15 protein-coding genes are annotated in these 22,378 nt (G+C 44.9%); 10 read left to right on the forward strand and 5 right to left on the reverse strand.

The window, feature by feature from the left end; all coding sequences use genetic code 11:
- The first annotated feature begins 142 nt into the window (after window positions 1-142).
- A complete protein-coding gene (locus tag CLV42_RS29185; protein ID WP_106605480.1) occupies window positions 143-778 on the forward strand; it encodes an OmpW/AlkL family protein in 636 nt (211 codons plus the stop codon).
- Window positions 779-855: 77 nt separating this feature from the next.
- Here the strand turns inward: CLV42_RS29185 and CLV42_RS29190 are convergent, their stop codons facing one another.
- A complete protein-coding gene (locus tag CLV42_RS29190; protein WP_106605481.1) occupies window positions 856-2,085 on the reverse strand; it encodes a vWA domain-containing protein in 1,230 nt (409 codons plus the stop codon).
- 189 nt (window positions 2,086-2,274) lie between these two features.
- Between CLV42_RS29190 and CLV42_RS29195 the strand changes: the two genes are divergently transcribed.
- The 3 genes from CLV42_RS29195 (at window position 2,275) to CLV42_RS29205 (ending at window position 4,512) form a co-directional block, all read left to right on the forward strand.
- Entirely contained in the window at window positions 2,275-2,574 is a 300-nt protein-coding gene (locus CLV42_RS29195) for a hypothetical protein (protein ID WP_106605482.1), read from the forward strand.
- Window positions 2,575-2,618: 44 nt separating this feature from the next.
- Window positions 2,619-3,329: a hypothetical protein gene (locus CLV42_RS29200; protein WP_106605483.1), complete on the forward strand. Its 711-nt coding sequence runs from the start codon at window positions 2,619-2,621 to the stop codon at window positions 3,327-3,329.
- Window positions 3,330-3,753: 424 nt separating this feature from the next.
- Window positions 3,754-4,512, forward strand: coding sequence for an SDR family oxidoreductase (locus CLV42_RS29205; RefSeq protein ID WP_106605484.1), 759 nt, complete (start codon window positions 3,754-3,756; stop codon window positions 4,510-4,512).
- A gap of 116 nt (window positions 4,513-4,628) precedes the next feature.
- On the opposite strand, the gene CLV42_RS29210 is transcribed toward CLV42_RS29205, so the two are convergent.
- Window positions 4,629-5,102, reverse strand: a complete 474-nt coding sequence (locus CLV42_RS29210; RefSeq protein WP_106605485.1) for a CYTH domain-containing protein — start codon at window positions 5,100-5,102, stop codon at window positions 4,629-4,631.
- A 204-nt stretch (window positions 5,103-5,306) separates the two neighbouring features.
- Between CLV42_RS29210 and CLV42_RS29215 the strand changes: the two genes are divergently transcribed.
- The gene (locus CLV42_RS29215; RefSeq protein ID WP_146154518.1) at window positions 5,307-5,801 is read left to right on the forward strand and encodes a hypothetical protein; all 495 of its coding nucleotides are present in this window, start codon (window positions 5,307-5,309) and stop codon (window positions 5,799-5,801) included.
- Between the two features lie 18 nt (window positions 5,802-5,819).
- Here CLV42_RS29215 and CLV42_RS29220 read toward each other — a convergent pair whose 3' ends face one another.
- Complete coding sequence (locus CLV42_RS29220) at window positions 5,820-7,772, reverse strand: M1 family metallopeptidase (RefSeq protein WP_146154519.1); 1,953 nt, start codon at window positions 7,770-7,772, stop codon at window positions 5,820-5,822.
- A gap of 314 nt (window positions 7,773-8,086) precedes the next feature.
- Between CLV42_RS29220 and CLV42_RS29225 the strand changes: the two genes are divergently transcribed.
- From CLV42_RS29225 to CLV42_RS29235, 3 genes are all read left to right on the forward strand, one after another.
- Window positions 8,087-8,827, forward strand: a complete 741-nt coding sequence (locus tag CLV42_RS29225; protein ID WP_106605488.1) for a hypothetical protein — start codon at window positions 8,087-8,089, stop codon at window positions 8,825-8,827.
- A gap of 288 nt (window positions 8,828-9,115) precedes the next feature.
- Window positions 9,116-14,377 carry a PKD domain-containing protein gene (locus CLV42_RS29230; RefSeq protein ID WP_106605489.1) on the forward strand — a complete coding sequence of 1,754 codons (5,262 nt, stop codon included), beginning with the start codon at window positions 9,116-9,118 and terminating at the stop codon, window positions 14,375-14,377.
- 195 nt (window positions 14,378-14,572) lie between these two features.
- Complete coding sequence (locus CLV42_RS29235) at window positions 14,573-17,302, forward strand: glycoside hydrolase family 78 protein (protein ID WP_106605490.1); 2,730 nt, start codon at window positions 14,573-14,575, stop codon at window positions 17,300-17,302.
- Between the two features lie 87 nt (window positions 17,303-17,389).
- Here CLV42_RS29235 and CLV42_RS29240 read toward each other — a convergent pair whose 3' ends face one another.
- Window positions 17,390-19,765 (reverse strand): ABC transporter permease, encoded by a 2,376-nt coding sequence (locus CLV42_RS29240; protein WP_106605491.1) that lies wholly within the window; start codon window positions 19,763-19,765, stop codon window positions 17,390-17,392.
- A gap of 228 nt (window positions 19,766-19,993) precedes the next feature.
- Here CLV42_RS29240 and CLV42_RS29245 point away from each other — a divergent pair, with 228 nt between their 5' ends.
- Window positions 19,994-20,440 carry an SRPBCC family protein gene (locus CLV42_RS29245; protein ID WP_106605492.1) on the forward strand — a complete coding sequence of 149 codons (447 nt, stop codon included), beginning with the start codon at window positions 19,994-19,996 and terminating at the stop codon, window positions 20,438-20,440.
- Between the two features lie 112 nt (window positions 20,441-20,552).
- Here the strand turns inward: CLV42_RS29245 and CLV42_RS29250 are convergent, their stop codons facing one another.
- Window positions 20,553-21,305 carry an SDR family NAD(P)-dependent oxidoreductase gene (locus CLV42_RS29250; protein ID WP_106605493.1) on the reverse strand — a complete coding sequence of 251 codons (753 nt, stop codon included), beginning with the start codon at window positions 21,303-21,305 and terminating at the stop codon, window positions 20,553-20,555.
- A gap of 170 nt (window positions 21,306-21,475) precedes the next feature.
- On the opposite strand from CLV42_RS29250, the gene CLV42_RS29255 reads away from it, so the two are divergent.
- Window positions 21,476-22,366 (forward strand): NAD(P)H-binding protein, encoded by an 891-nt coding sequence (locus CLV42_RS29255; RefSeq protein WP_106605494.1) that lies wholly within the window; start codon window positions 21,476-21,478, stop codon window positions 22,364-22,366.
- The last annotated feature ends 12 nt before the right edge of the window (window positions 22,367-22,378 follow it).

The following is a 22,378-nucleotide window of genomic DNA, read 5'->3' on the forward strand; positions in this document are numbered from 1 at the left end:
CCCGCTACATCGGGAAGGTCTTTTTATTTTCTGAGCAACATCAGTTATTTAAGCCCTCAGAATCAGTAATGCCCCTGCTTCCCATCACCTTTTTCATTGTGTATCTGCTCTAGGTTTGCATCAACAAGAAACCAATGACATTATGAAAAAGTTACTATTATTTAATGTGCTATGCTGCCTCAGTTTATTAGGATTTGCCCAACAGAAAGGAGAATGGCGTGCTCGCCTGAGAGCCACCGCCGTAGTTCCTGACGCCAGTGCTACCATCAGTACAATAGGCGGAAGCGCTGACATATCCAATACCGTTATCCCGGAACTGGACTTCACTTACTTTCTTTTTAACCGTGTATCGGCTAACCTTATCCTTGGCACTACGAGACATAAGGTAACAGCTACGGGTACTGCCCTTGGTGACGTAGACCTGGGAAAAGTATGGCTCCTGCCACCTACGCTGACCTTCCTGTATCACCAGCCGGTCAGCAAAGGAATACTTCCTTATGTTGGCGCGGGTATTAACTACACGATATTCTACGGTATCAAAGAAGGTCCTGCCATTGCTGATATTTCCTACAAGAATAAATTCGGTTTTGCAACCCAACTGGGCCTTGATATAGATATCAGTAAAAAATGGTTCATCAACATAGACGCAAAGAAGATCTGGCTGAAAACAGAGAATACAGTCACCACAGTTCCCGAAGTGGCCGGAGGCGCGACTGTACATGCTGATACAAAGATCAATCCCTGGCTGTTGAGCGTAGGTGCGGGATTTAAGTTTTAAAACATATACACAAAAGATCGGCGATTCATCAATAAAAAGAGAGCTGCATTTAATCGCAGCTCTCTTTATTTTCTTACCTAAAACTTCGCATCAGCCTTCAAATGGATATTTTTCTTTTCAGTTTGTTTTTGGATACTCTTGTATATCCTGTTTGTAAACGAACTATCTACTTCGGATGATTTACGGCTCTTAAGATCCTTCTCTATGAACTCCTGCCGTTGTTTGGTAAATTTGATCAACTCCCTGTTCAGACTATCCCTCTCTGCAATTTTTTGTTCAACGAATATCTTTCTTTGTGCAGCAGTCATGTTTTTCATAACATCGGGTAATTCTTCCTCCTTGATAGTCTCAAGAGACACTGATTTATCCCTATAATTTTCCAGCAATTCCTGCTGACCATAATACGCTACTTTACCCGCTTTCGTCGAATTATACTCCGCCCGTTGTGCCTTTACGTTTACCTTCGCTGAACCAGCGATCATTTTACTATTGGCAACTTTCTCATAAGCAACAGACTTCTCCTTTACACTACCATAATAGATCCTGGTATCATCCAGTCTGTCCGACAAATCAGCTATCGCAGTATCATAAGGGGTATTCACAGCTATATCATTGGCGTCCATCCCTACCTGTGCATAGCTGCCCTGGTTACATAATGCGATCTCCCGCCATATACGCATTGCTTTACTGTCATTCCCCATCAGGATGGTATTCAACACGATATCTTTTTGTTTAGCTAGTCCGCAACTCACCGGGTATTTTATATCGTCCTGATAATCCATATGTGGAGGGCGATCTCCCACCAGGAACACCGTTTTATATGTATTGTCAGACGTGTCCCAGTTAAATTTTGTCACCGCCTCATACAAGGCCTGGTTAACACTTTCCGGCTCATCACCCCCACCCTCTGCAGCTATCTGCATCAGTTTTCCATATACATCGTCTATATCACTCGATAAAGCGACTTTCCTGGTTACAAACACATCTCCTTTATCCCGGTAGAACAACAAGCCCATTTCAATTACAGGCGCCGGATCTGCCTGCGCGAGGCTCCCTGCAATTGACCATATCTTCTCTTTTGCAGCACCTATAAGACCACTCATACTACCGGTGGCGTCTAAAGCAAATACGATCTGGATTCTCGACTGAACAGGTTTATCCGCAGCTTTATTTGAAGTTGTATCATGCAGTATTGTTAAAGATCGTTGATCTTCAATACTGTCTTTCTGCATAAGAGGATATAAACCGCTGATAAACAATGAGGCTCCGACAATTGTCAGAATAGGAAAGAGAATTTTTTGGCTCATGGGTGATTGATTTAGGTGATACCTTACAGGATTCCCACCAGATCAGATTTCCATAAATACAACTGTTAAGAAAATCATAAAAGGGGAAAAGATTGATTTTCATTCAATGATTATTGAGAAGAGTATTCCTTTTGCAGAAACAACCGAAGTATTTTAACTTCGGGGTGCTTATTGCTTTAAATCATACGTATGCCACTTTTCGCCCCACGATCAGAGCCAACCAAAAAGCGGGAACAATTACAGCAAAGAGAGAAAGAGTTGGCCCTTGCCATCAAGAATCAGGTTACTGATGACAAACTGGAAAAGCTTGCGGAGAAATATCGTCAGGCTCAATTAAGCTTGTTAAAAGCGCAACTGCATGCTATTCAGGAAATGGATTTTCAGGGAAAGAAAACAACGCTGAAACAAGGCAAAATTGAACAGGAGATTTTGATTTATTCAAACAAGTTAGTTGCCGAATTAATTAGTGAGGTACAAAAATTGCCTTGAATTACACACTTTATATACTATAATAAACGAGAGTTCAGCCTCCCATGACAAAATTTATTTTTACCCTTCTGATATTTTTCTTTGTAGCCTGCAGCCAACAGCCTTCGCCACAGAACAGGGATTTAATTATGAACAATTACTTTCTGGCAATGGATTCGCTGCCCTTTGCAGATACATCCGGAGAAGATTTCAGACTACTAATGGCTTATCACCGTAATGATACAGGTTATCTGAAAAAATCTTATGCCGAAATAGCTGAATTATTAAAATATGCTCCCAAAATGTGGAAGCCAATCTTTTTTGAAGACACGATTCCGATCAACAAAAAGCATTTTGAGGAAGCATATAGGTTTTGCTATGACGCAGCCTTTTGCCCGACAACTGCTATAATGACCATTGGGAAACGTACTGACAGTATTATATTGGATCTCTGCTTATATGATTCCCAAGACGATATGGCACGTAAAGTCAAAAGTCACACAATAAAGCAGCTAACCAAACAGGATTGGGAAGAGCTAACTAAAGGCATTTTCTATTGTGATTTCTGGGGACTTAAAGAAATGGAAAGCAGATCAGGATTCGACGGATCAAGCCTTTATATTACTGGCTACAAGATCGGCATAAATGGATCTAAGGAAAAGCACAAAACAATTTATCGTTGGGCGGCAGAAGAAATGGCAATAGGACAATTATTCAAAAGATGCCTTGATTGGTCAGATACCACGATAGCTTGTTTCCATTTCTATAAAAAATAACTGCTTATAACCATATTAACTGGCCAGGCAAAGCGCTTATCCTGGTAGGAAATAATAATACGGCAGCCATAACAAGTCTCCGGTTCAATCTGTGTATGGAACCCCGGTTCTTTACCATAACGCGGGTCCCCGGGGGTTATCACCCCGGGCTACAAACAAGGGTGACTCCTAAAGAGTCCTATTGTGGTTTGTTGATCGTGTTTTGATATAAAGTCATAAGAGATAAGCAATATCGCCTTCTTCCTATTCCTTCCGGAACACCCCCAGAAATTATTTCTTTTTCATTCCCGGCTACTGGTGAACACCTCTTCTTATTTCTTGTTATAGATTAATATTCCCTACCGGGATTACTGTCAACTTTCTTATCATAAATCAGCACATACATGATTTTTTAACCGGCCCCAAACCGCAAAACACATCAATCATGAAAGCAGTAGTAATAGGAGGCACCGGCCTCATTGGTAGAAAACTTGTTGAAATATTAAGCGAGCGTGGCCACCAGGTAATTGCGGCCTCTCCATCATCAGGAGTTAACGCTATCACTGGTGAAGGCTTAAGCGAAGCTTTTGAAGGAGCAGATGTTGTGGTAGATGTTTCAAACTCCCCTTCTTTTGAAGATACTGCGGTTCTTAATTTCTTTCAGACCTCCCAGAAAAATATTGCCGCGGCAGAAACTGCTGCAGGTGTAAAACACCATGTAGCCCTCTCTATCGTTGGTACAGACCGCCTGCCGGATAATGGCTATTTCCGCGCAAAAGTGGCCCAGGAAAAACTGATCCGGGAATCAGGCATACCTTATACCATCGTACACGCGACTCAGTTTATGGAGTTCGCAGGCGGCATCGCAGACTTCTCCATGAAGGGAAATGAGGTTCATCTGTCTACCGGTGCTATCCAGCCGATTGCAGCGGCAGAAGTATCCGAGGCATTGGCTGACGCGGCGGAAGCAGCACCGATCAATGGCATTACGGAAGTAGCAGGGCCTGAACGTTTCAGCATGGCTGAATTTGTAGGCCAGTACCTCAAAGCAAAAGGAGATAGCCGGAAAGTGGTCGCTGATCCACAGGCGCCTTATTTTGGAAGTCTCATAGATGGCCGCTCCCTGGTTCCTCTTGGAGAAGTACGATTGGGTAAAATCACCCTCAAACAGTGGCTGGACAAACAAGTTCAGGTAGTAGGCTAATCAGGGTGAAACAACATCTTTCAATAACACAGACGAATGCAGGCCCTTTTTCAACATTGAGAGGGGCCTGTTACATGTATTGCCTAACAAACAAAACCAAGACCGACCTCAGTTCTTTACTGATTCCAATTTCTATAGGGATTTATCGTCAGATTAGAATTATAATATTTCTCATCTTCAGTAACTTCCCTACCTACCCATTCCGGAAGTTCAAAAGTTTCATCCTCGCTCAGCAATTCAATTTCCGCAACAAAAAGTCCGGCGTTATTGCCTAAGAACTCATCAACCTCCCACATCTTGTTCCTGAACCCAATATGATACCTGATCTTTGATAATTCAGAGACAGCGAAATTATCCAATAATTCCCTCGCTTCAACAACTGGTATTTCATACTCATATTCCAATCTTGTAGCGCCAACAGAAATCCCTTTTATCGTCAGAAAGCCTTTTGTATCTGTAAGCCGGACCCTTATAGTTTTCTGCGGATCTGTGACTATATAACCCTGCCGGTAATGTTGCCCCGAAGGCTTGTCTAGCTTTTGCCATTTCTCAATATCAATCAGATACTTTCTCTCAATTTCTTTTGCCATACATAATGCGTTTGTGGGATCAAAGGTAGAGGCTTATTATATACAGCCCAAGCCATGCTAAATTAAATATGGGCAGATTACAGAAAACCAGTAACTTCAATACAGCAACTCCCCAAAAACTGGGCCACCAGATCTTATAAAAAACCCCTGATTACAACAACGCTTTGCAGAAATTATCAGTATATCAACCTATAAATGCTGGTTATGAAAAAGAACTATTGCTTACTTCTGGCACTGCTGTTCTGCGGTATAAGCCCCCTTGAAGCTCAAAAAAGATTTATCAGATTATATGACCTACAGGGTCAAAAGATTGCCAAAGGAGATTTTACGGCCACCACAGATACCTCCATTATACTTCAGAGCCACAAAACACAACTTGAGATTCCCGTAAGAGAAATCGGCACCATCAAAACAAAAAGAACATTTGGTCATGCAATCGCAATAGGGGCAACTATCGGAGTGGTATCCGGCGCATTGCTGGGCTTAGCAACAGGCCAGGCAAATGAGGACGTATATGGCTCTTTGGGCTATGAGAGTTCCCCTGGCAATGACGTTGCCGCAGGTGCGCTTGTTGGTATTGTAGTCGGTGCCGCTGTAGGTACCATTATTTCAGTAGCTCAAAATAGAAGTACCATCACTATAAACGGGAATACAACTGACTGGCAAATGAAAAGAAAAATCCTTGATCAGTGGCATTGATAATTTATAAGCTTCCGGCTATTTTTTAAGGTCATAAATATTATTGCTCCTGTCCACATCAGGATAAACCTGATCCGGGTCAATAACTACCCTCGAAACAACCTCTTTCCTGGACGCCGCAAAAGTATACACAGCATTATATTGCCATATCTCGACAGGGAAGGACTTTCGTTCATGTATACCGCTGACATATGTTATATCAACGACAAGTGGCATTGCTGCCCTTTCAGTATTCTCAATGGTCACAAAGGTTCTTTCTTTATCCCCATTTTCAACTTTGGTAATCTTCTGATCCAGCTTAAAATTCTCCATAAACATGGATTTCCAGAACCAGGTAAGGTCTTCACCAATGGAAGCATTCATGCTTCTGAAAAAATCCCATGGAGTAGGATGTTTGTACGCCCAGTCACTGATATATTTTCTAAAAGCTGCATCAAAACGTTTAGCACCTACTATTTCATTGCGTAGCAAGGCCAACAAATAAGCTACTTTCTGGTACTGGATGCTATATACCTGGTTACCGGGTATAATATCTGGACGGCTTAAAATGGGCAACAGCGTATCCACAAAAAGGGCGGCGACAGGCATGTCAATCTCCGCATAACCTTTGAACTCTCCTTTATTAAACTCCTTTGTTGCCATATTATCCATAAAGAGGTTAAAACCCTCATCCATCCAGGCATACTTACGCTCATTGCTACCCACTACCATAGGAAACCAGGTATGGCCTAATTCATGATTCACCACTGCCCAATAAATATTACCTGTATCTCTGGCAGAACAAAATACAATACCTGGATATTCCATACCATCCAGATTGGACGCAACATTCACAGCTTTGTTAAACGGATACGTAAACCACCTTTCGGAAAAATGCTGTAATGTAAATTTGATGTACTCGCCGGATCTTGCCCAGCTGTTAGATTTATCAGATTCAACCGGATATAACGAACTGCCCATCACCTTTTTCCCATCGCCCAAATTGAATGCTGACGCTTCCCAGATAAATGATTTAGACGCCGTCCACGCAAAATCCCTTGTACGGTCCATCTTAAACTTCCAGGTGCATGTTGGTTTTGCTGGCCTGGAAGAGGCTTCCAATACCTCATTTGCTGCTCTGATGAACACCCGGCTCGCGCCATCTCTGGCAGATTGCCACCGCTTAAGCTGAACAGGCGTAAGCACTTCCTCCGGATTCATCAAATCGCCGGACGCCTCTACGAGGTAAGATGAAGGCAAGGTAATATTCACCTGAAAATTACCGAAGTCAAGATAAAACTCTCCATTGCCAAGATATGGTAAGGTGTTCCAACCTTCTATATCATCCAATACACACATCCTAGGATACCATTGTGCCACCGCATAGATATTACCATTCCTGGACGGCATAATGTCTGTTCTGTTCACCTGAAAATCCGCATTCTTATAGTTGACAGGAAACAGATAACTGTATTGTATCTGAAAGGTCAATTGCTGCCCCTTTTGTAGTGGTTTTGGCAGAGACAATTTCATTCTCGTATCATAAATATCATAGGTAATACTAGTTTTTGCATTGTCCGCAAGTTTTACCGTCGCAATTTCAAACCCACCATCCTTCACCTGTTCACCAGCATCTTTATATTGAAATAATCCTGACAAAATTCCCCTGGAATAACTCTTATAGACATTCTGATCCAACTGTAACCATAATGAGGAAAGCGCTCCCGGGCTATTATTTGTATAAGTAATTGTTACTACGCCTTCAATAACATTTCGCTGGTCATCAAGCGTTGCATCTATTACATAATCTGATTGGTTCTGCCAATAGGCAGGGCCAGGTTCCCCTGTGGCAGTGCGGTATTCATTACCTGGCGGCAACAATGGAAGTGCTGGAAATAGTACAGAAGGATCATACCTTGATTGACTAAGTGATATATGACCGGTAAAAACGACGATAATAATGGCTGCAATTTTTACGAAACTCTTATCCATTTTTGTAATTAGGTTATGAATATTATCGGAAAACAACCATTCTCCCTTATCTGCATGAAAGCAATTCATCACCTCATTACTCTGCCCGTACATTTCCATGACAGCCCCTGAGCGCAACCGATTCCGAATGTCCAATATAGGCAAACTACAATAACTTTGTTCCATCTGCCATTTAAACAGATATCATAGCATTGTCACATTCGTAAATAAAAATTCGGCCATTAAATGAATATCATTTAACTTTATCACTCATTATCAACATATTACCCCTCCCTCCTTTCTACCTATTTTTTAATTTTAAAAAACCAAAGTCGATGAAGCAATTAAGATTCTCATGTATGTTCGTTTATGCAACTGCGATCATTCTCCTGACATCCTGTGGTGGTGGTGGCAAACAAAAAACCAACACAGACACTACTGCTATGGACACTACTCCCCCAGCTGAAGTTGCTCCGGTAACGAGCACTGTAGTGACAACACCGCAAAGTATGATGGTAGCAACACACAAGGTTGCCAACTTTGCAAAATGGATGACCTCATACGAAGAACATGACCCTATGCGCCTGGCAAGCCAGATACATAGCTATGTAATTGGCCGTGGCGTGCACGATTCAAACATGGTAATGGTGGCCGTAAAAGTGGATGACATGGATAAAGCAAAAGCATTTAGCAAAGACGCCAGCCTGAAAGAGGCCATGAAAAAAGGAGGCGTTATGGGTGCCCCTACCTTTAATTTTGTTACCATGATGTTTCAGGACACAGCCCAGGTCAGTACAGACATCCGCGCCAGCGTATTGCTTAAGGTCAAAGACTGGGATACCTGGCAGAAGTCCTTCGAAGAAGGCAAACAAACCAGAATGGAAAATGGTTTGGTCACAAGGGCTTATGGTCATGATGTAGACGATAATCACAAAGTATTCGTGGTAGTCGCATTGACAGATACGGCGAAAGCATATGCCTATTGGAAATCAGATATGCTTAAAACGAAAATGAAAGATGCAGGGGTTGAAGGTGAACCCAAACGGTTTGTATTCCGGGTAGTAAAGCGTTATTGATAACATCCTGGTTTCCCACATGAAAATAGGGACACGTCAGATTATCTTTATGATTGGGCAACCTCCCCTTAAGCCCAGCAGTATAATAAATTATGATACTAAAGCCTCCTGTTGACATGGAGGCTTTAGTATTTGATCTTATCACATATTAAAGCTGTATAGTGGGGCTGTCTTTATCCCTGCGCTCCCTATAGCGGTACTTTAAAACATATCAGAAGGCCCCTTAACACAAATAAATGTTTTAACATATATTTGCACCACTATATTCTCAACAATTCCTTATACCTTATGAAGGCAACACTACAAGTGTTTGTATTGCTATTGCTGTCTCATGTAGTTTCATCTCAGCAGAGAAACCCTGATGCAGATTTTGTACAATCCGGAACACAATCCTGTACTGCCCCTTTCACTGTCTCATTTAAAGATAGCAGCTGGTCCCCTATCAATGCTGCCTTTGTGGCATGGAAATGGGAATTCGGTGACGGGGCGATCGATAGCTCGGGACCTGTTGTAACACACACGTACACACAAAAAGGCATCTTCACCGTAAAACTTACCGTGAGAGATCAGTTTGGTTACTCAGCTACGAGACAAGGCAATCAGTATACTGGTCCTGTCAGAATAGGCGCCGCCCTTCAGTTGCCACCTGTCTATGCTTTCTGCAGTAATACCTTTCTCCCTTTCACATTAAAAAATGAACTGGCCCCGGCCAATTTCGACAGCCTCGGTACTTACCGCTGGTTCAGGAACGAGACGCAAGTCGGTACAGCAAAAGACCTTCGGATCAATTCGGAGGGTACTTACACAGTAGCCTATACAGCATGCGGTACTACACTGTATGATACCACCCTTGTAGGACCACTCATTGGTCCGGAGGTGACAGCCAATTATGGTAACGCCATGACCTGGACCAGTGATGGTTTCGCAATAAGCGCCTGGGTCAATGCCTCTTCCGAGCCTAGCACCTTTAACAAATTGATGTGGTATTGGGGCGATGGCACAACTTCTACAAGCACCCGTTCAAACAAGATAAAGCACTATTATACCAACCCCGGGCAGTATAGGATTTCCGTTAAACCGTACTATGAATATGGTAATAATACCCTGTTTTGTAGCGAGGCGGCACTGGAAATACCGGCGTTTATCCGTGGCAGCAGGGTTAAACATAATAGCTGGAACGGCAGGGACACCATTCTGCCCGTTACCGCAACACAACTCACACTGTCTGCGGGCAATACCGGCGCAAGCTTTAACTGGAGAAGTGAAGATCCTTCTTTCAGCTACTATGGTCAGACCCTGACAATCACAAAGGCGGGGAAATACTGGGTTGATATAACAGAAAACGCCGAATACCCTGATGCTATCACAGATTCCATTCGCGTTACAACTGTCACCAGGCCAACCGCAGATTTCTTATATACGATAACGCCCTGCCATGAACAATCCGTAAGTTTCAATAGTGCAATGGCATTTCCGGTGGGTAGTCAGGATAAAGTGATCGCATGGCAATGGCGTATTGATGATGAAAATGTTAATACTGCTGCTGCCTTCATCTATAATTTCGGCACCTACGGTATGCATACTGTTGAATTGGTGGCATTTACACAATCCGGCGTTACAGATACTTTCACCAAACAGATTAATGTGCCCCGGGAAACCAGCGACTGGGCCATCGCTCTCAAAGATGACACACTGTCAATACCCGGTGTGCACATACTGACTGCCACTACCACCCCTGCGGATATCCCTGTATATTTCGAGGGATATAACCAGCCTACAGCGTCCTTACATGTCACTGCCTACGGTAGCTATTCTGCCTTTATTAAGGACAGTTGTGGCTTGGAGCGCGCCAGAGACACGATAGAAGTACTGCCCCCCGGCTCCAGTCAGTGGAATTTTGGTATCAAAACAGTATACAAAGACAACTGTATGACCGAGGCATGGCTAAAGACAGGTACCAATGCCCCGGCAGGTACTTATACTGTTACATGGAACACAGGTATTATATCCGATTCAATTCATGTAACAGCAGGTGGCAACTACTCCGCCGTTTTTAAAGATAATACCGGCAAAACACGTACAGCCAATCGCGATGTTACCATTGAACAACCTATTGTGCCCACCATTACACTCCAGCATATCAGCGGCGAAGATTATCTTGTACCAGCTCCGGTAATACCCAATCAACAATATTACTGGTATAGAAATGATTCCCTGGTGGGATATGGTTCGCGCGATGGGTACAAACAGGGAGAGCTTATCCGGGGGATTTATGTTTTGGGGATAGAAAGCATCGCCGGATGCTATAACACATCAATACCTTTTGAGTATCAGATGCCTAAGGACAGCCTTATTGCTAATTTTAGCTTTTCCCGCGAGCATTGTAACTCGCTGAAAGTTAATTTCAAGTCAGGCATCTATACGGCTTCGTCGAGCACAGATACCGTAAGATCAATCATCTGGAACTACGGTGACAGTACGCCCGATACTCTCACATCCGGCCATACGACTCAGCACCAGTATGCAACAGCAGGTACATATACTGCTAAAATGAATGCACGCACCGTATCAGGTCGCCAGTTCAATATATCGAAAACAGTAGTGATTGATCCGATTCTCAATTATTCAGTGAAGATCACCGACGATGTAACATCACTCCCGGGTGTGCACATCCTGAAAGCAACTGTCACACCTGCCGGCCAACAAGTACTATGGAGCACGGGCGTTCGCAAGGATACAATACATGTACTGAAAGCAGGTTACTATAAAGCAACAGTAAAAGACACCTGCAGTGGCATTCTATATACCGACAGTCTCGAAGTAAAAGCGTCTTCAATAACTACCTGGTCATTAGATGCACAAATTAGTAAGATCTTCGCTTGTCAGGACAGTGCGATGCTTATAGCCAATGCCAAAGGTCCTTTAAATGGTTATAGCCTTGTATGGAGCAATGGCGGCAACAAAGACACTACTTATGTTACAGGCTCCGGTACATATATCGTGCGCCTGATAGACAAACAAGGTAATATACGCGCGAGAGATACCGTTCAGGTGACCCTCATCAGGCCGTTCGAAGCCAGCATTACACTTCATAGCGCTCCATCCGGTGATACGCTCACAGCACTTCCGGATTCCAGCGAATTTTCGTATAAATGGTATAGGAATGACACAATACTTCCCGCTGTCACTACGCCGCTCAACACAAGACTGATACGAGGGAGCTATGTAGTAGAGGTACAAGACAGGAACGGTTGTAAAAGCAGATCGGTTCAATTTCCCTATGAGGGCCAGGCAGCTAATTTTACTTATACTACTGACCCTTGTCTCAATTACATACTACAGTTCAATGGACCTCGCTTCCCTGAAGACTCTATGGTAGCGTATTCATGGAATTTCGGAGATAATGCCACCTCCGTTCTGCAAAACCCGCTACATGAATTTAAACCAGGTAAAACATACACTGTCTCTCTCTCCACAAGAACAAAATCAGGACTGAAAGGCCTTGCCAGCCGGGAAATAACGGTGGAGCTGATCGACTATACTCCTACTATCACCGTAAGAAAGACACCATGCGGAGACGGCGCCTGGCTAATAGCCAATACTACTTTAAAGGTTCCTGTTCTTGACTGGAGTAACTATGGATGGGATGACTCTACACTCGTCACATCATCAGGCAGATATACACTGACAGTTAGAGACACCTGTCATAATGTACGGGGAACTGCGTTTGTAGATGTAGACCTCAAGCCATACTTCGCGCCTAGTTGGGACTTTCTGAGAAAGGGCGAGCATGATACAATAGTCATTCTATCAAACAGAGATGATTATGTATTCTCTATTGAGAATCCATCACCGAATATCACATTCACCTGGTGGAGAGACGGCGAGATCGTCAGGGTTAGTCATGAGCCATATTTCGTGGACCCATTGGACGGGAACTACAAAGGACTTGTTGAGATTAAAGGCGGTTGCAGCAACTATGTAGATGCGATTTTCAATGTTGGTTATTTACCACCATTGCCTGACCCTGTCTCATTTACCTATGATACGCTGGGATCTGCGTGCCTTACTCAGGTCTCTTTCCATGGTCCGGCATCTGTTCCCGGCGATTCTATCCTTCGTTATACCTGGGACTTTGGCGATCTCAATGCCGGCAGTACACAAGAGCCTGTACATTTGTACAGACCCGGCACTTACAATGTCTTCATGCGTGTGGTAACTGCGTCTGGTAAACAAGGTCTGGCCAGACGACAACTGGTTATAAAATCCACAGGAGAAGAATGGACGGCGAAAATCAACAGCAATCCAGCCCCTTGCGGGGATAAAGCCACACTATCTGTTGATGCCCCGGCCGAAGCAGCTTATATCGAGTGGAACACCGGCGCTACTACCAGAGACATACAGGTTACCAGTTCCGGCAACTATACTGTCAGTATATTTGACAGCTGCCACAATATCCGTGCGGCAGACACTATACACCTCGAACTCAGTGCTGGTTTTCAGCCGGAGCTGGCTTACGGATTAATAGAAGATACATTAGCCATCTATCAGGCAGTTGGCAACAGTGCTATCTTTCCGCTGAACGATTCATTACCGGGCTATACCTTCACCTGGTATTTTAATGATAAGGAGCTGCCCACTCATGCCTCTTATATTACGCCTATCACACCGGGCAATTACCAGGTAAAGGTGGTACAACCTAACGGCTGCCCGGGCCTTACCAGCATCTACAGTGTTCCGGAAACGGAAGCATGGCCTGATACGGTGACGTTTGGCAACCAGACGCCAGTTTTCGACATCCAGGATGATCTGTCAGTAGCGGGTAGATTCCACTGGCCCAGAAATCCAGATAACGTCTATACGCTGCAACTTACCTTAAGTAATCCCGGAGGACGAATGAACGGACTGGAGCCAGGGCAAGTGATCACACTGACCACATTACAAAGCGATATGCAGTCAGTAACATTGACAGCAACCCTCCCCGATTCACTGGCATGTTCCTCTAATTACGCCATACGCATCGTCTCCAGCTCACCGGCGGATACAACCATATGGTCAGTACCCGTTACAATCATCAACCAGCCTGAAAAGCCGGTTATCACACAACGTGGCGACAGCCTGTTTACAAATAGCAACTATCAGTTACAGTGGTATAAAAATGATATCGCTATCCCGGGTGCTATGGCCTCTTATTACCGTGCAAGGGCTAATGCCAGTTACACGGTAGAAGCGTACAACGGAGGCGACTGCAGAAGCATATCGTCATCGGTCGCGGTTGTTATTACCGCGATCGGCGAAGTCTCTTCCGGCACCAATAAAGTAAAGGCATTCCCAAATCCATCAGAAGGTGAAGTATACCTCAAGTTTGAAAAACCATTGCTAAAACCAGTGGTCATCAACGTCTATAATCTGCAGGGACGTGTTGTTTATAACACAACAACATCGCAACAGCAGCATATATTATATCTCTCTGCATTGCCAAAGGGTTATTACATGGTAGAACTGACGGGATACGGTACAAAAAAAGTATTATCTCTGATGTTGTACTAAAAAAACAATCTATCTACAACAACAAAACTGCCGGTCCTTCGCCGGCAGTTTTTTTATTTGATAAATTATTATCATCTCTTCCCCCTTCTTTCCTAACCTATTAATGTTCCGCCCTCACTATGAAAGTACAGGACAGTTAAAAGCAGTCATTCCTTATATTTAACGATCTAAACGTAAACAACAAATTTCGCGTAAATGAAAAAACAGGTCCTTTTCTTTCTGCTGATCTATGCTTTCTGTATAGATGCATTGGGGCAGACCCAGGTTGCATCTCTGCTTTGTGAGAATCGTATCAATCCAACAGGTGTCGATGTACACCAGCCCTTGCTTAGCTGGCAGTTATCGGGCAACAGGAGGAATATCCACCAGTCAGCCTATGAAGTACGTGTCGGTACCTCCTCAAAACTTCTCAGCCAGGGTAAGGAACTGGCGTGGAACAGTGGTAAAGTAAGCGCTGAACAATCTGTTCACGTGCCCTATGGAGGCGCTCCGCTAACCTCCGGTAAAAAATATTACTGGCAGGTCAGGATATGGGACGACAAAGGCCAGGCGTCCGGCTGGAGTCCTGTAGCGGAATGGCAAATGGGCCTCCTGCAACCCGGCGACTGGAAAGCCAGCTGGATAGAACCGGGATTCGTCCAGGACAGCATTTCACGACCCAGTCCCCTGTTCCGCAAAACATTCCAGGCTGGGAAAAAAATACAGTCAGCCACCGCTTATATCACGGCCCGTGGTATGTATGAGGCACGTATCAATGGCCAGCGGGTAGGCGATGCGCTCCTCACTCCCGGATGGACCAGCTACCGGAAAAGACTGCAATACCAGCAATATGATGTAACCAACCTGCTTCATCAGGGTGCCAATGCTATTGGGGTAACATTAGGCGTAGGATGGTATAGTGGTTATCTGGCATGGGAAGACAGTAAGAACCATTTTGGGGCTAAAATAGGGCTGCTGTTCCAGTTAAATATCCAATACACGGATGGTACTGAAGAAGTGATCACTTCTGACAACAGCTGGAAATCATCCACCGGCAGCATTCTTTATTCCGAGATCTACAACGGCGAAACTATCGATGCCAGGAAAGAAAAAGAAGGCTGGTCCACCCCTGGTTATGATGATCAGAGTTGGTCAGGTGTTCAGCTAAGCAACGACAATAATAAAAGCAACCTGATCGCCACCGTAAATGAACCGGTGAAAAAGCACGAACAATTCAAACCTGTACGGATATTTACCACCCCTGCTGGCGAGAAAGTGATGGACTTCGGCCAGAACCTGGTGGGCTGGGTACAGGTACAACTCAAAGGCCATGCAGGCGACAGTATTATACTACAACATGCAGAAGTGCTCGACAAGAAAGGCAATTTCTATACAGAAAACCTTCGCCGGGCCAAACAAAAAGACACTTACATTTTTAAAGGAAATGGCACGGAAACTTTTGAGCCCCAGTTCACTTTCCAGGGCTTTCGTTATGTGAAAGTAAGTGGTTTTAACGGCGACATCAACCCGGATAATTTTACCGCCTTTGCTATCTATTCCGATATGCCGGCAACCGGTAATTTCAGTTGTTCCAATCAATTGATCAACCAGTTGCAGCATAATATCCAATGGGGCCAACGCGGTAACTTTCTCGATGTTCCTACCGATTGCCCTCAGCGTGACGAACGTTTAGGCTGGACCGGCGACGCACAGGCTTTCTCCAGAACAGCAGCATACAATCGCCAGGTGAATAACTTCTTCGCCAAATGGTTGAAAGACGTTGCAGCGGATCAACGTGCCGATGGTAGTGTTCCTTTTGTGGTACCCAATGTCCTTGGGGAAGGGTCTATGGGCTCCGCCGGCTGGTCGGATGTAGCCACTATTGTTCCCTGGAATATGTACCTGGCTTATGCAGACAAGCGATTGCTGGAACAACAATATCCCAGCATGAAAGCCTGGGTGGAATATATGCATAAACAAAGTCCGCAGGACCTCTGGAATACCGGCTTCCATTTTGGCGACTGGCTATTCTATCATCCGGATGATGACCTGGATGGACGAGCGGCTATCACAGATAAATACCTCATTGCACAGTGTTTCTATGCCCATTCCACACAATTGCTTATCAATGCCGCGCAGGTATTGGGTAAAACAGCTGAAGTAACAGAATATACTGCTCTACTGCAACGTGTTAAGGCTGCATTCATGAAGGAATATGTTACGCCTAACGGCCGCCTGGTATCCAGCTCCCAGACAGCTTATGTACTGGCTTTAAATTTCGATATGTTACCTGAGAACCTGCGGGAACAGGCTGCCAATCGCTTAGTAGAGAATATCAAAAGCTATAACAACCATCTTACTACGGGTTTCCTGGGTACACCTTATTTATGCCATGTTTTAAGCCGCTTTGGGCACCTGGATATGGCTTATACACTCTTGTTGCAGGACACCTATCCTTCCTGGTTGTACCCGGTTAAAATGGGTGCTACGACCATCTGGGAGAGATGGGATGGAGAAAAGCCTGATCATACCTTTGAAAATGCTGGTATGAACTCATTTAATCACTATGCTTATGGCGCTATTGGCGATTGGATGTACAGGGTCATTACAGGGATTGATACGAAAGAGGATGCACCGGGGTATCATCATATTATCATCCGGCCGAATCCCGGTGGTTCACTGACAGACGCGAATGCTACACTGCAGACTTATTATGGGCAGATTAAATCGTCCTGGCGGCTCCAAAACGGACAGCTTAGCCTTGACGTGGACATACCTGCCAATACAACAGCAACTGTCTATATACCGGCTAAAAACAATAATACCGTGATGGAAGGCGGTAAGCCCGTCACAGCTCAAAAAGAGATACAACTGGCCAGCGTTGACAAGGAACAAACCATCCTGGAAGTAGGATCGGGACAATACCATTTCACTGTTGCACAATAAGCAAATATTATCTTTACACGAAGTGGTCCCGCAATTGTTTACTAATAACAATTGCGGGACCACTTATAAATGATATTAAATACCGTTTTACTCCGTCCTCAGGCTCTTTATCGGATTAGCAACTGCGGCCTTTACCGACTGATAGCTCACGGTTAAAAGCGCTATTACCAGGGCCACACATCCTGCCAGTGCAAACATCCACCAGCCGATATTAATACGATAGAAGAAATTATCCAGCCATTTATTCATCGCCCACCAGGCTACAGGAAAAGCAATTCCAAGTGCCAACGCCACCAGCCGGATGAAGTCTTTCGTAAGCATGGCTACAATGCCAGCCTCACTCGCACCCAATACCTTCCGGACACCTATTTCCTTGAAACGTTGCTGCGTAGCAAAGGTTGCCAGTCCGAAAAGTCCCAGGCAGGAAATGATAATAGACAAAACGGAAAAAATGTTAAACAGTTTGCCCATCCGCTGTTCTGCGAGATACATTTTCTGCAGGTCTTCATCTACAAAACCATAGGAAAAAGGATAATCGCCGTATACCTTTTCAAACACCTTTTTAATGGCAGCTATAATAGCCGGCATATTGCCCGGCGTTGTACGCATCACCACATAACCACCAGCAAAATTATCTTTCATTATCAAAGGTTCAACAGGCTGCTGTATGGGCTTGAAGTTGAAATCTTTCACTACGCCAATGATAGCGCCCTTTGCGTCGTTCAATGTAATTTCCTGACCGATTGCTTCTGAAGGCATGAGATGCAGCGCCTTTAATGCTGTCTCATTCACTACATAAGTAGTATCATCACCTTTCATATCTTTAGAAAAGAATCGGCCGGCAACCAGATGCATGTTGAAGGTCTTTATAAAATTGGCATCTGTACGCAGGCGATAACCCATCAGGTAATCCGTAGATTTCATTGCCGGGCCCCGAAGCTCCATACCGTTAGTAATATAGGTAGGTAGGTTATCGGTAATCGTGTAGGAAGAGATGCCTGAATATTGTTCGAGTGTGGCGGTAAGCGCTTCCTTGTTATTATGCAGATCACCCACTTCAGGCATCTTTACATACAACAGGTTCTCCTTATCAAAGCCGATGTTTTTGTTCTTTATAAACTGCAGTTGTTTGTACACTACCAGCGTGCAGACCATTAAAACAACCGATATAGCAAATTGTACGATTACCAGTCCATTCCTTAAAAAGGACTTCCTGCCCTGTAGGTTCGTTACACCTTTTAATACCTTCACCGGCTTAAAAGATGAAAGGAAAAATGCAGGATAGCTGCCAGACACGACGCCTACCAGTACAGCAACCGTTGGAAGTAATGCCACCAGCTTTAAATTCAACAGGCTAATGGAAATACGCTTTGAAGTCAGGTCATTGAATAAAGGTAAAAGCAATGCTGCAAATACAATGGCGATCAACAATGATACCGATGTGATCAACAAGGATTCTCCCATGAATTGCAGGATGAGCTGAAAACGCTCGGCGCCGATGGTTTTACGTAATCCCACCTCCTTAGCTCTCTGTGAAGAAAGCGCGGTAGACAGGTTCATAAAATTGATACAGGCAATCAGCAAAATAAAAATCGCTACCAGCGAAGATATCATTACGTAGTCGATATTACCTTGTCCAGGTACGTCCAGCATATAATGCGAGTGCAGGTGAATATCCAGGAGCGGCTGTGCAAAGAAGGTTACAGGTAGCGGAAATTTATCGTTCCGGGCGCGTATCTCATAGACTTGTCGCTCAATCTCACTGAGCGCAGCCGGAGTAGCGGAAAAATGATCGGCGAGCTCGAAATAGGTATACAAGTCAAAATTAGTCCAGGCGCCCACAGGACCATTAATCTTATCATACAGCTGTATGGGTAGCAGCAGGTCGAATTGTAAATGAGAATTGGCCGGAACATTCTTTAAAATGCCCGTTACCGTCAGCGTAGTTCCCTTTATATCATTGTCGATATAGATAGTTTTTCCAATAACGCCATCTGCGGTACCAAAGTACCTGATGGCAGTTGCTTCAGTAAGCACGACTGCGTCTGGTGCAGCAAGTACAGTATTTACGTTTCCGCTAAGTAAAGGATAACTGAAGATCTTCAGAAAGTTGGCATCGGCGAAATAAATATTCTTCTCATCAAACTTCGCTGTACCGACTGTTACCATCCGCTGAAACGGGGCGATCCTTGTTGCATTCTTCACACCGGGAATCTCCGCTTTCATCGCGGCCGCCATAGCCGGCGGAACAGTGGCAGCATCATTGTCACTTATTCTGGACGTAAGGCGATATATATTACCTGCATTCTTATTGAACCTGTCAAAGCTCAGCTCATCCTGTACCCACAGAAAAATAAGCAAACTGCAGGTCATCCCTATAGCCAGTCCGAAAATATTCAATCCGGTAAAGAGCTTCTGGCGTAGCAGGTTGCGGACGGCGATTTTGAAATAGTTTTTGAACATATATCAGGTGCTATGTAATGTTATCCTTTTTCAACTGCCATGCCAATTATGGAAGCTGCGAGGGACAAGCATTTCAGAAAAAACTGCGACTGCAGAATGTCCGGGAACGAACACTGTATGTCCGCTCCTATTACCTATGTTCCCTTTTCAGTGTCTAAAAACAGGGGCCGTGCTCGCCGGGTGCAGGTATTGCCGTATATTTGATAGCAGGAAGAAAAACCAGCAGACATGTCAGATAAATTCCCCGTTCATGCAGTAATCACCGGTATATTCTCAGCACTACCGGACCAGGCTTTTAACGCATTTCTCGATACCCGGCAGATCGGGCAGTTCATGTTCGGTCCGTGTGTAAGAGATGAAGAGATCGTCAGCCTTACCAACGAACCTATTGTCGGCGGAAAATTTACCTACTCGGTACGCAGACAAGGTAACCAGTTCGATCATGTAGGTGAATTCCTGGCCATAGACAGGCCACATCATATGGCATTCACCTGGTCGGTGAAACAGGACCCCAGCGGCAGCCACTCCCGGGTAGTGATCGATATTGCGCCAATCCTGGAAGGATGTGAGCTGACATTGACACACCAGATGCCACCAGGATCAGAGGATTTTATTGAGCAGTCTAAACAGGCATGGGGAAAAATGCTGGATGTGTTAACAGACGTGTTATCCTAAATCCACTGGCCTCATCAATGATTACCCCGAGAAGCCCAGCTGGGCAACTTAGGCCGCCCAGCTGGGCTTCTTGCCGTGCCAGTTGTTCCCCTGGCGCAAAAAGAACCGGTCCTTAAAAAGGATAATGCCGCATGCCTCCATCCACCACCGCTACTGAGCCTGTAATGTATCGCGCCCTGGGCGACACAAGGAACACCGCCATATTAGCCAGATCCTCTGGCTCACCGAAATCACCTAATGGGATCTCTCTTTCTGCAAACTGCCTCCGTTCTTCAGCGGAAAAGAAACGGCGGATGTTCTCCGTATCAATCAATCCCGGCTGCAGACAATTAATCCTGATGCCATACTTACCTAATTGTCCGGCAAGCTGCTTTGACCATACCACGATAGCAGCCTTTGCAACAGCAGAACCATTGACTGAACGTAACTCATACGTGCTGATGATATTCAGGATAGCTCCCTGCTTACGCTCCATGAAATGAGGTAACAAGGCTTGTGTCAATTGCCGGTGACGATCGAAGTCCATCGTCATAGCCCCCTCCCACTCATCCTCCGGTCCTGCAACATCCATAGGCGCACTACGTCCCGTATTATTTACAAGCATATCTACATGCCCCAGACCCGACAACGCTGCGGTTGCAATTTGCTGCGGAGCATCTGTTGCCACGAAGTCCTGTACGAAAATAACAGGCTCCCTCCCTCCTGCAGCAATTATTTCCTCTTTTAAGCTATGCAGCAATGCTTCATTCCTTGCTGTAGCGAAAACCTTCACACCCTCTGCAGCCAATCCCTTTGCAATAGCACGGCCAATACCCTGACTGGCACCACTTATGACTGCTGTTTTTCCTTTTAAATACAAGTCCATATCTATCGAAATATTTCGATCAAAGGTATCAGATAATATCCGAACGTTGGTTACCTACAAATTTGTTAGTACCGCGGGATAAGTACCCCGGTTTTGACTACAACAATGTTAAATCTGGCTACGTCCGTTTTTCTACGACGACTGACCTTTGTAGCATAAAATTCAACACCATGAAAGTGATCGTAACAGGCTCCTTAGGCAATATCAGCAAGCCGCTTACAAAAGAATTACTACAGAAAGGTCGTACCGTTACCGTTATCAGCAGCAACCCGGAAAAACAACAGGACATCGAAGCTTTAGGTGCTACCGCAGCTATTGGTTCAGTAGAAGATGCTGGCTTTCTCGCGAAAGCATTCAGCGGTGCTGATGCTGTATATGTGATGACACCTCCCAATCACGCCGGGACAGACGATCCGAGAACTTACTACCGGGAAGTAGGCCGCAACTATGCACTGGCTATCCGGCAGGCAAGCGTGCGAAGAGTCGTTCACCTAAGCACAATGGGAGCGCATCTTGACAAAGGTACCGGCCTCCTGCTCGGTGCCCATGATGTAGAGCAGGTACTGGGTGAAATACCGGGTATCTCCCTCACCAGCCTTCGACCCGGTTACTTCTTCTACAATCTTTACAACTATCTGCCCATGATTAAAGGAGCTGGTTTTGTCCGGGCAAATTATGGCGGAGATGACAAGATCGTATTGGTGTCACCGGCAGACATAGCCGCCGCTGCTGCAGAAGAAATAACCACCACTGCTCCTGCCAGAAAAGTGCGGTATATTGCAAGCGATGAACGTACCGTCAACGAGATTGTCCACCTTTTAGGTACAGCTATCGGAAAGCCTGATCTGCGATGGGAAGTATGCACGGATGAAGAAATGCAGGATGGTCTGGAAAAGGCAGGTGTACGGCCACCTGTTGCTGCCAGTCTTGTCGAAATGTATGCCTGCGTTCACAGTGGCGCCTTTGCGGAAGATTACGAGCAACACAAACCTATCCCCCTCGGAAAGGTAAAACTGGAAGATTTTGTGAAGGAATTTGCCGCTGTTTTTAACCAACGATGATAATGCTTTAGG

The organism is Chitinophaga ginsengisoli, from assembly GCF_003014595.1.
Classification (GTDB): domain Bacteria; phylum Bacteroidota; class Bacteroidia; order Chitinophagales; family Chitinophagaceae; genus Chitinophaga; species Chitinophaga ginsengisoli.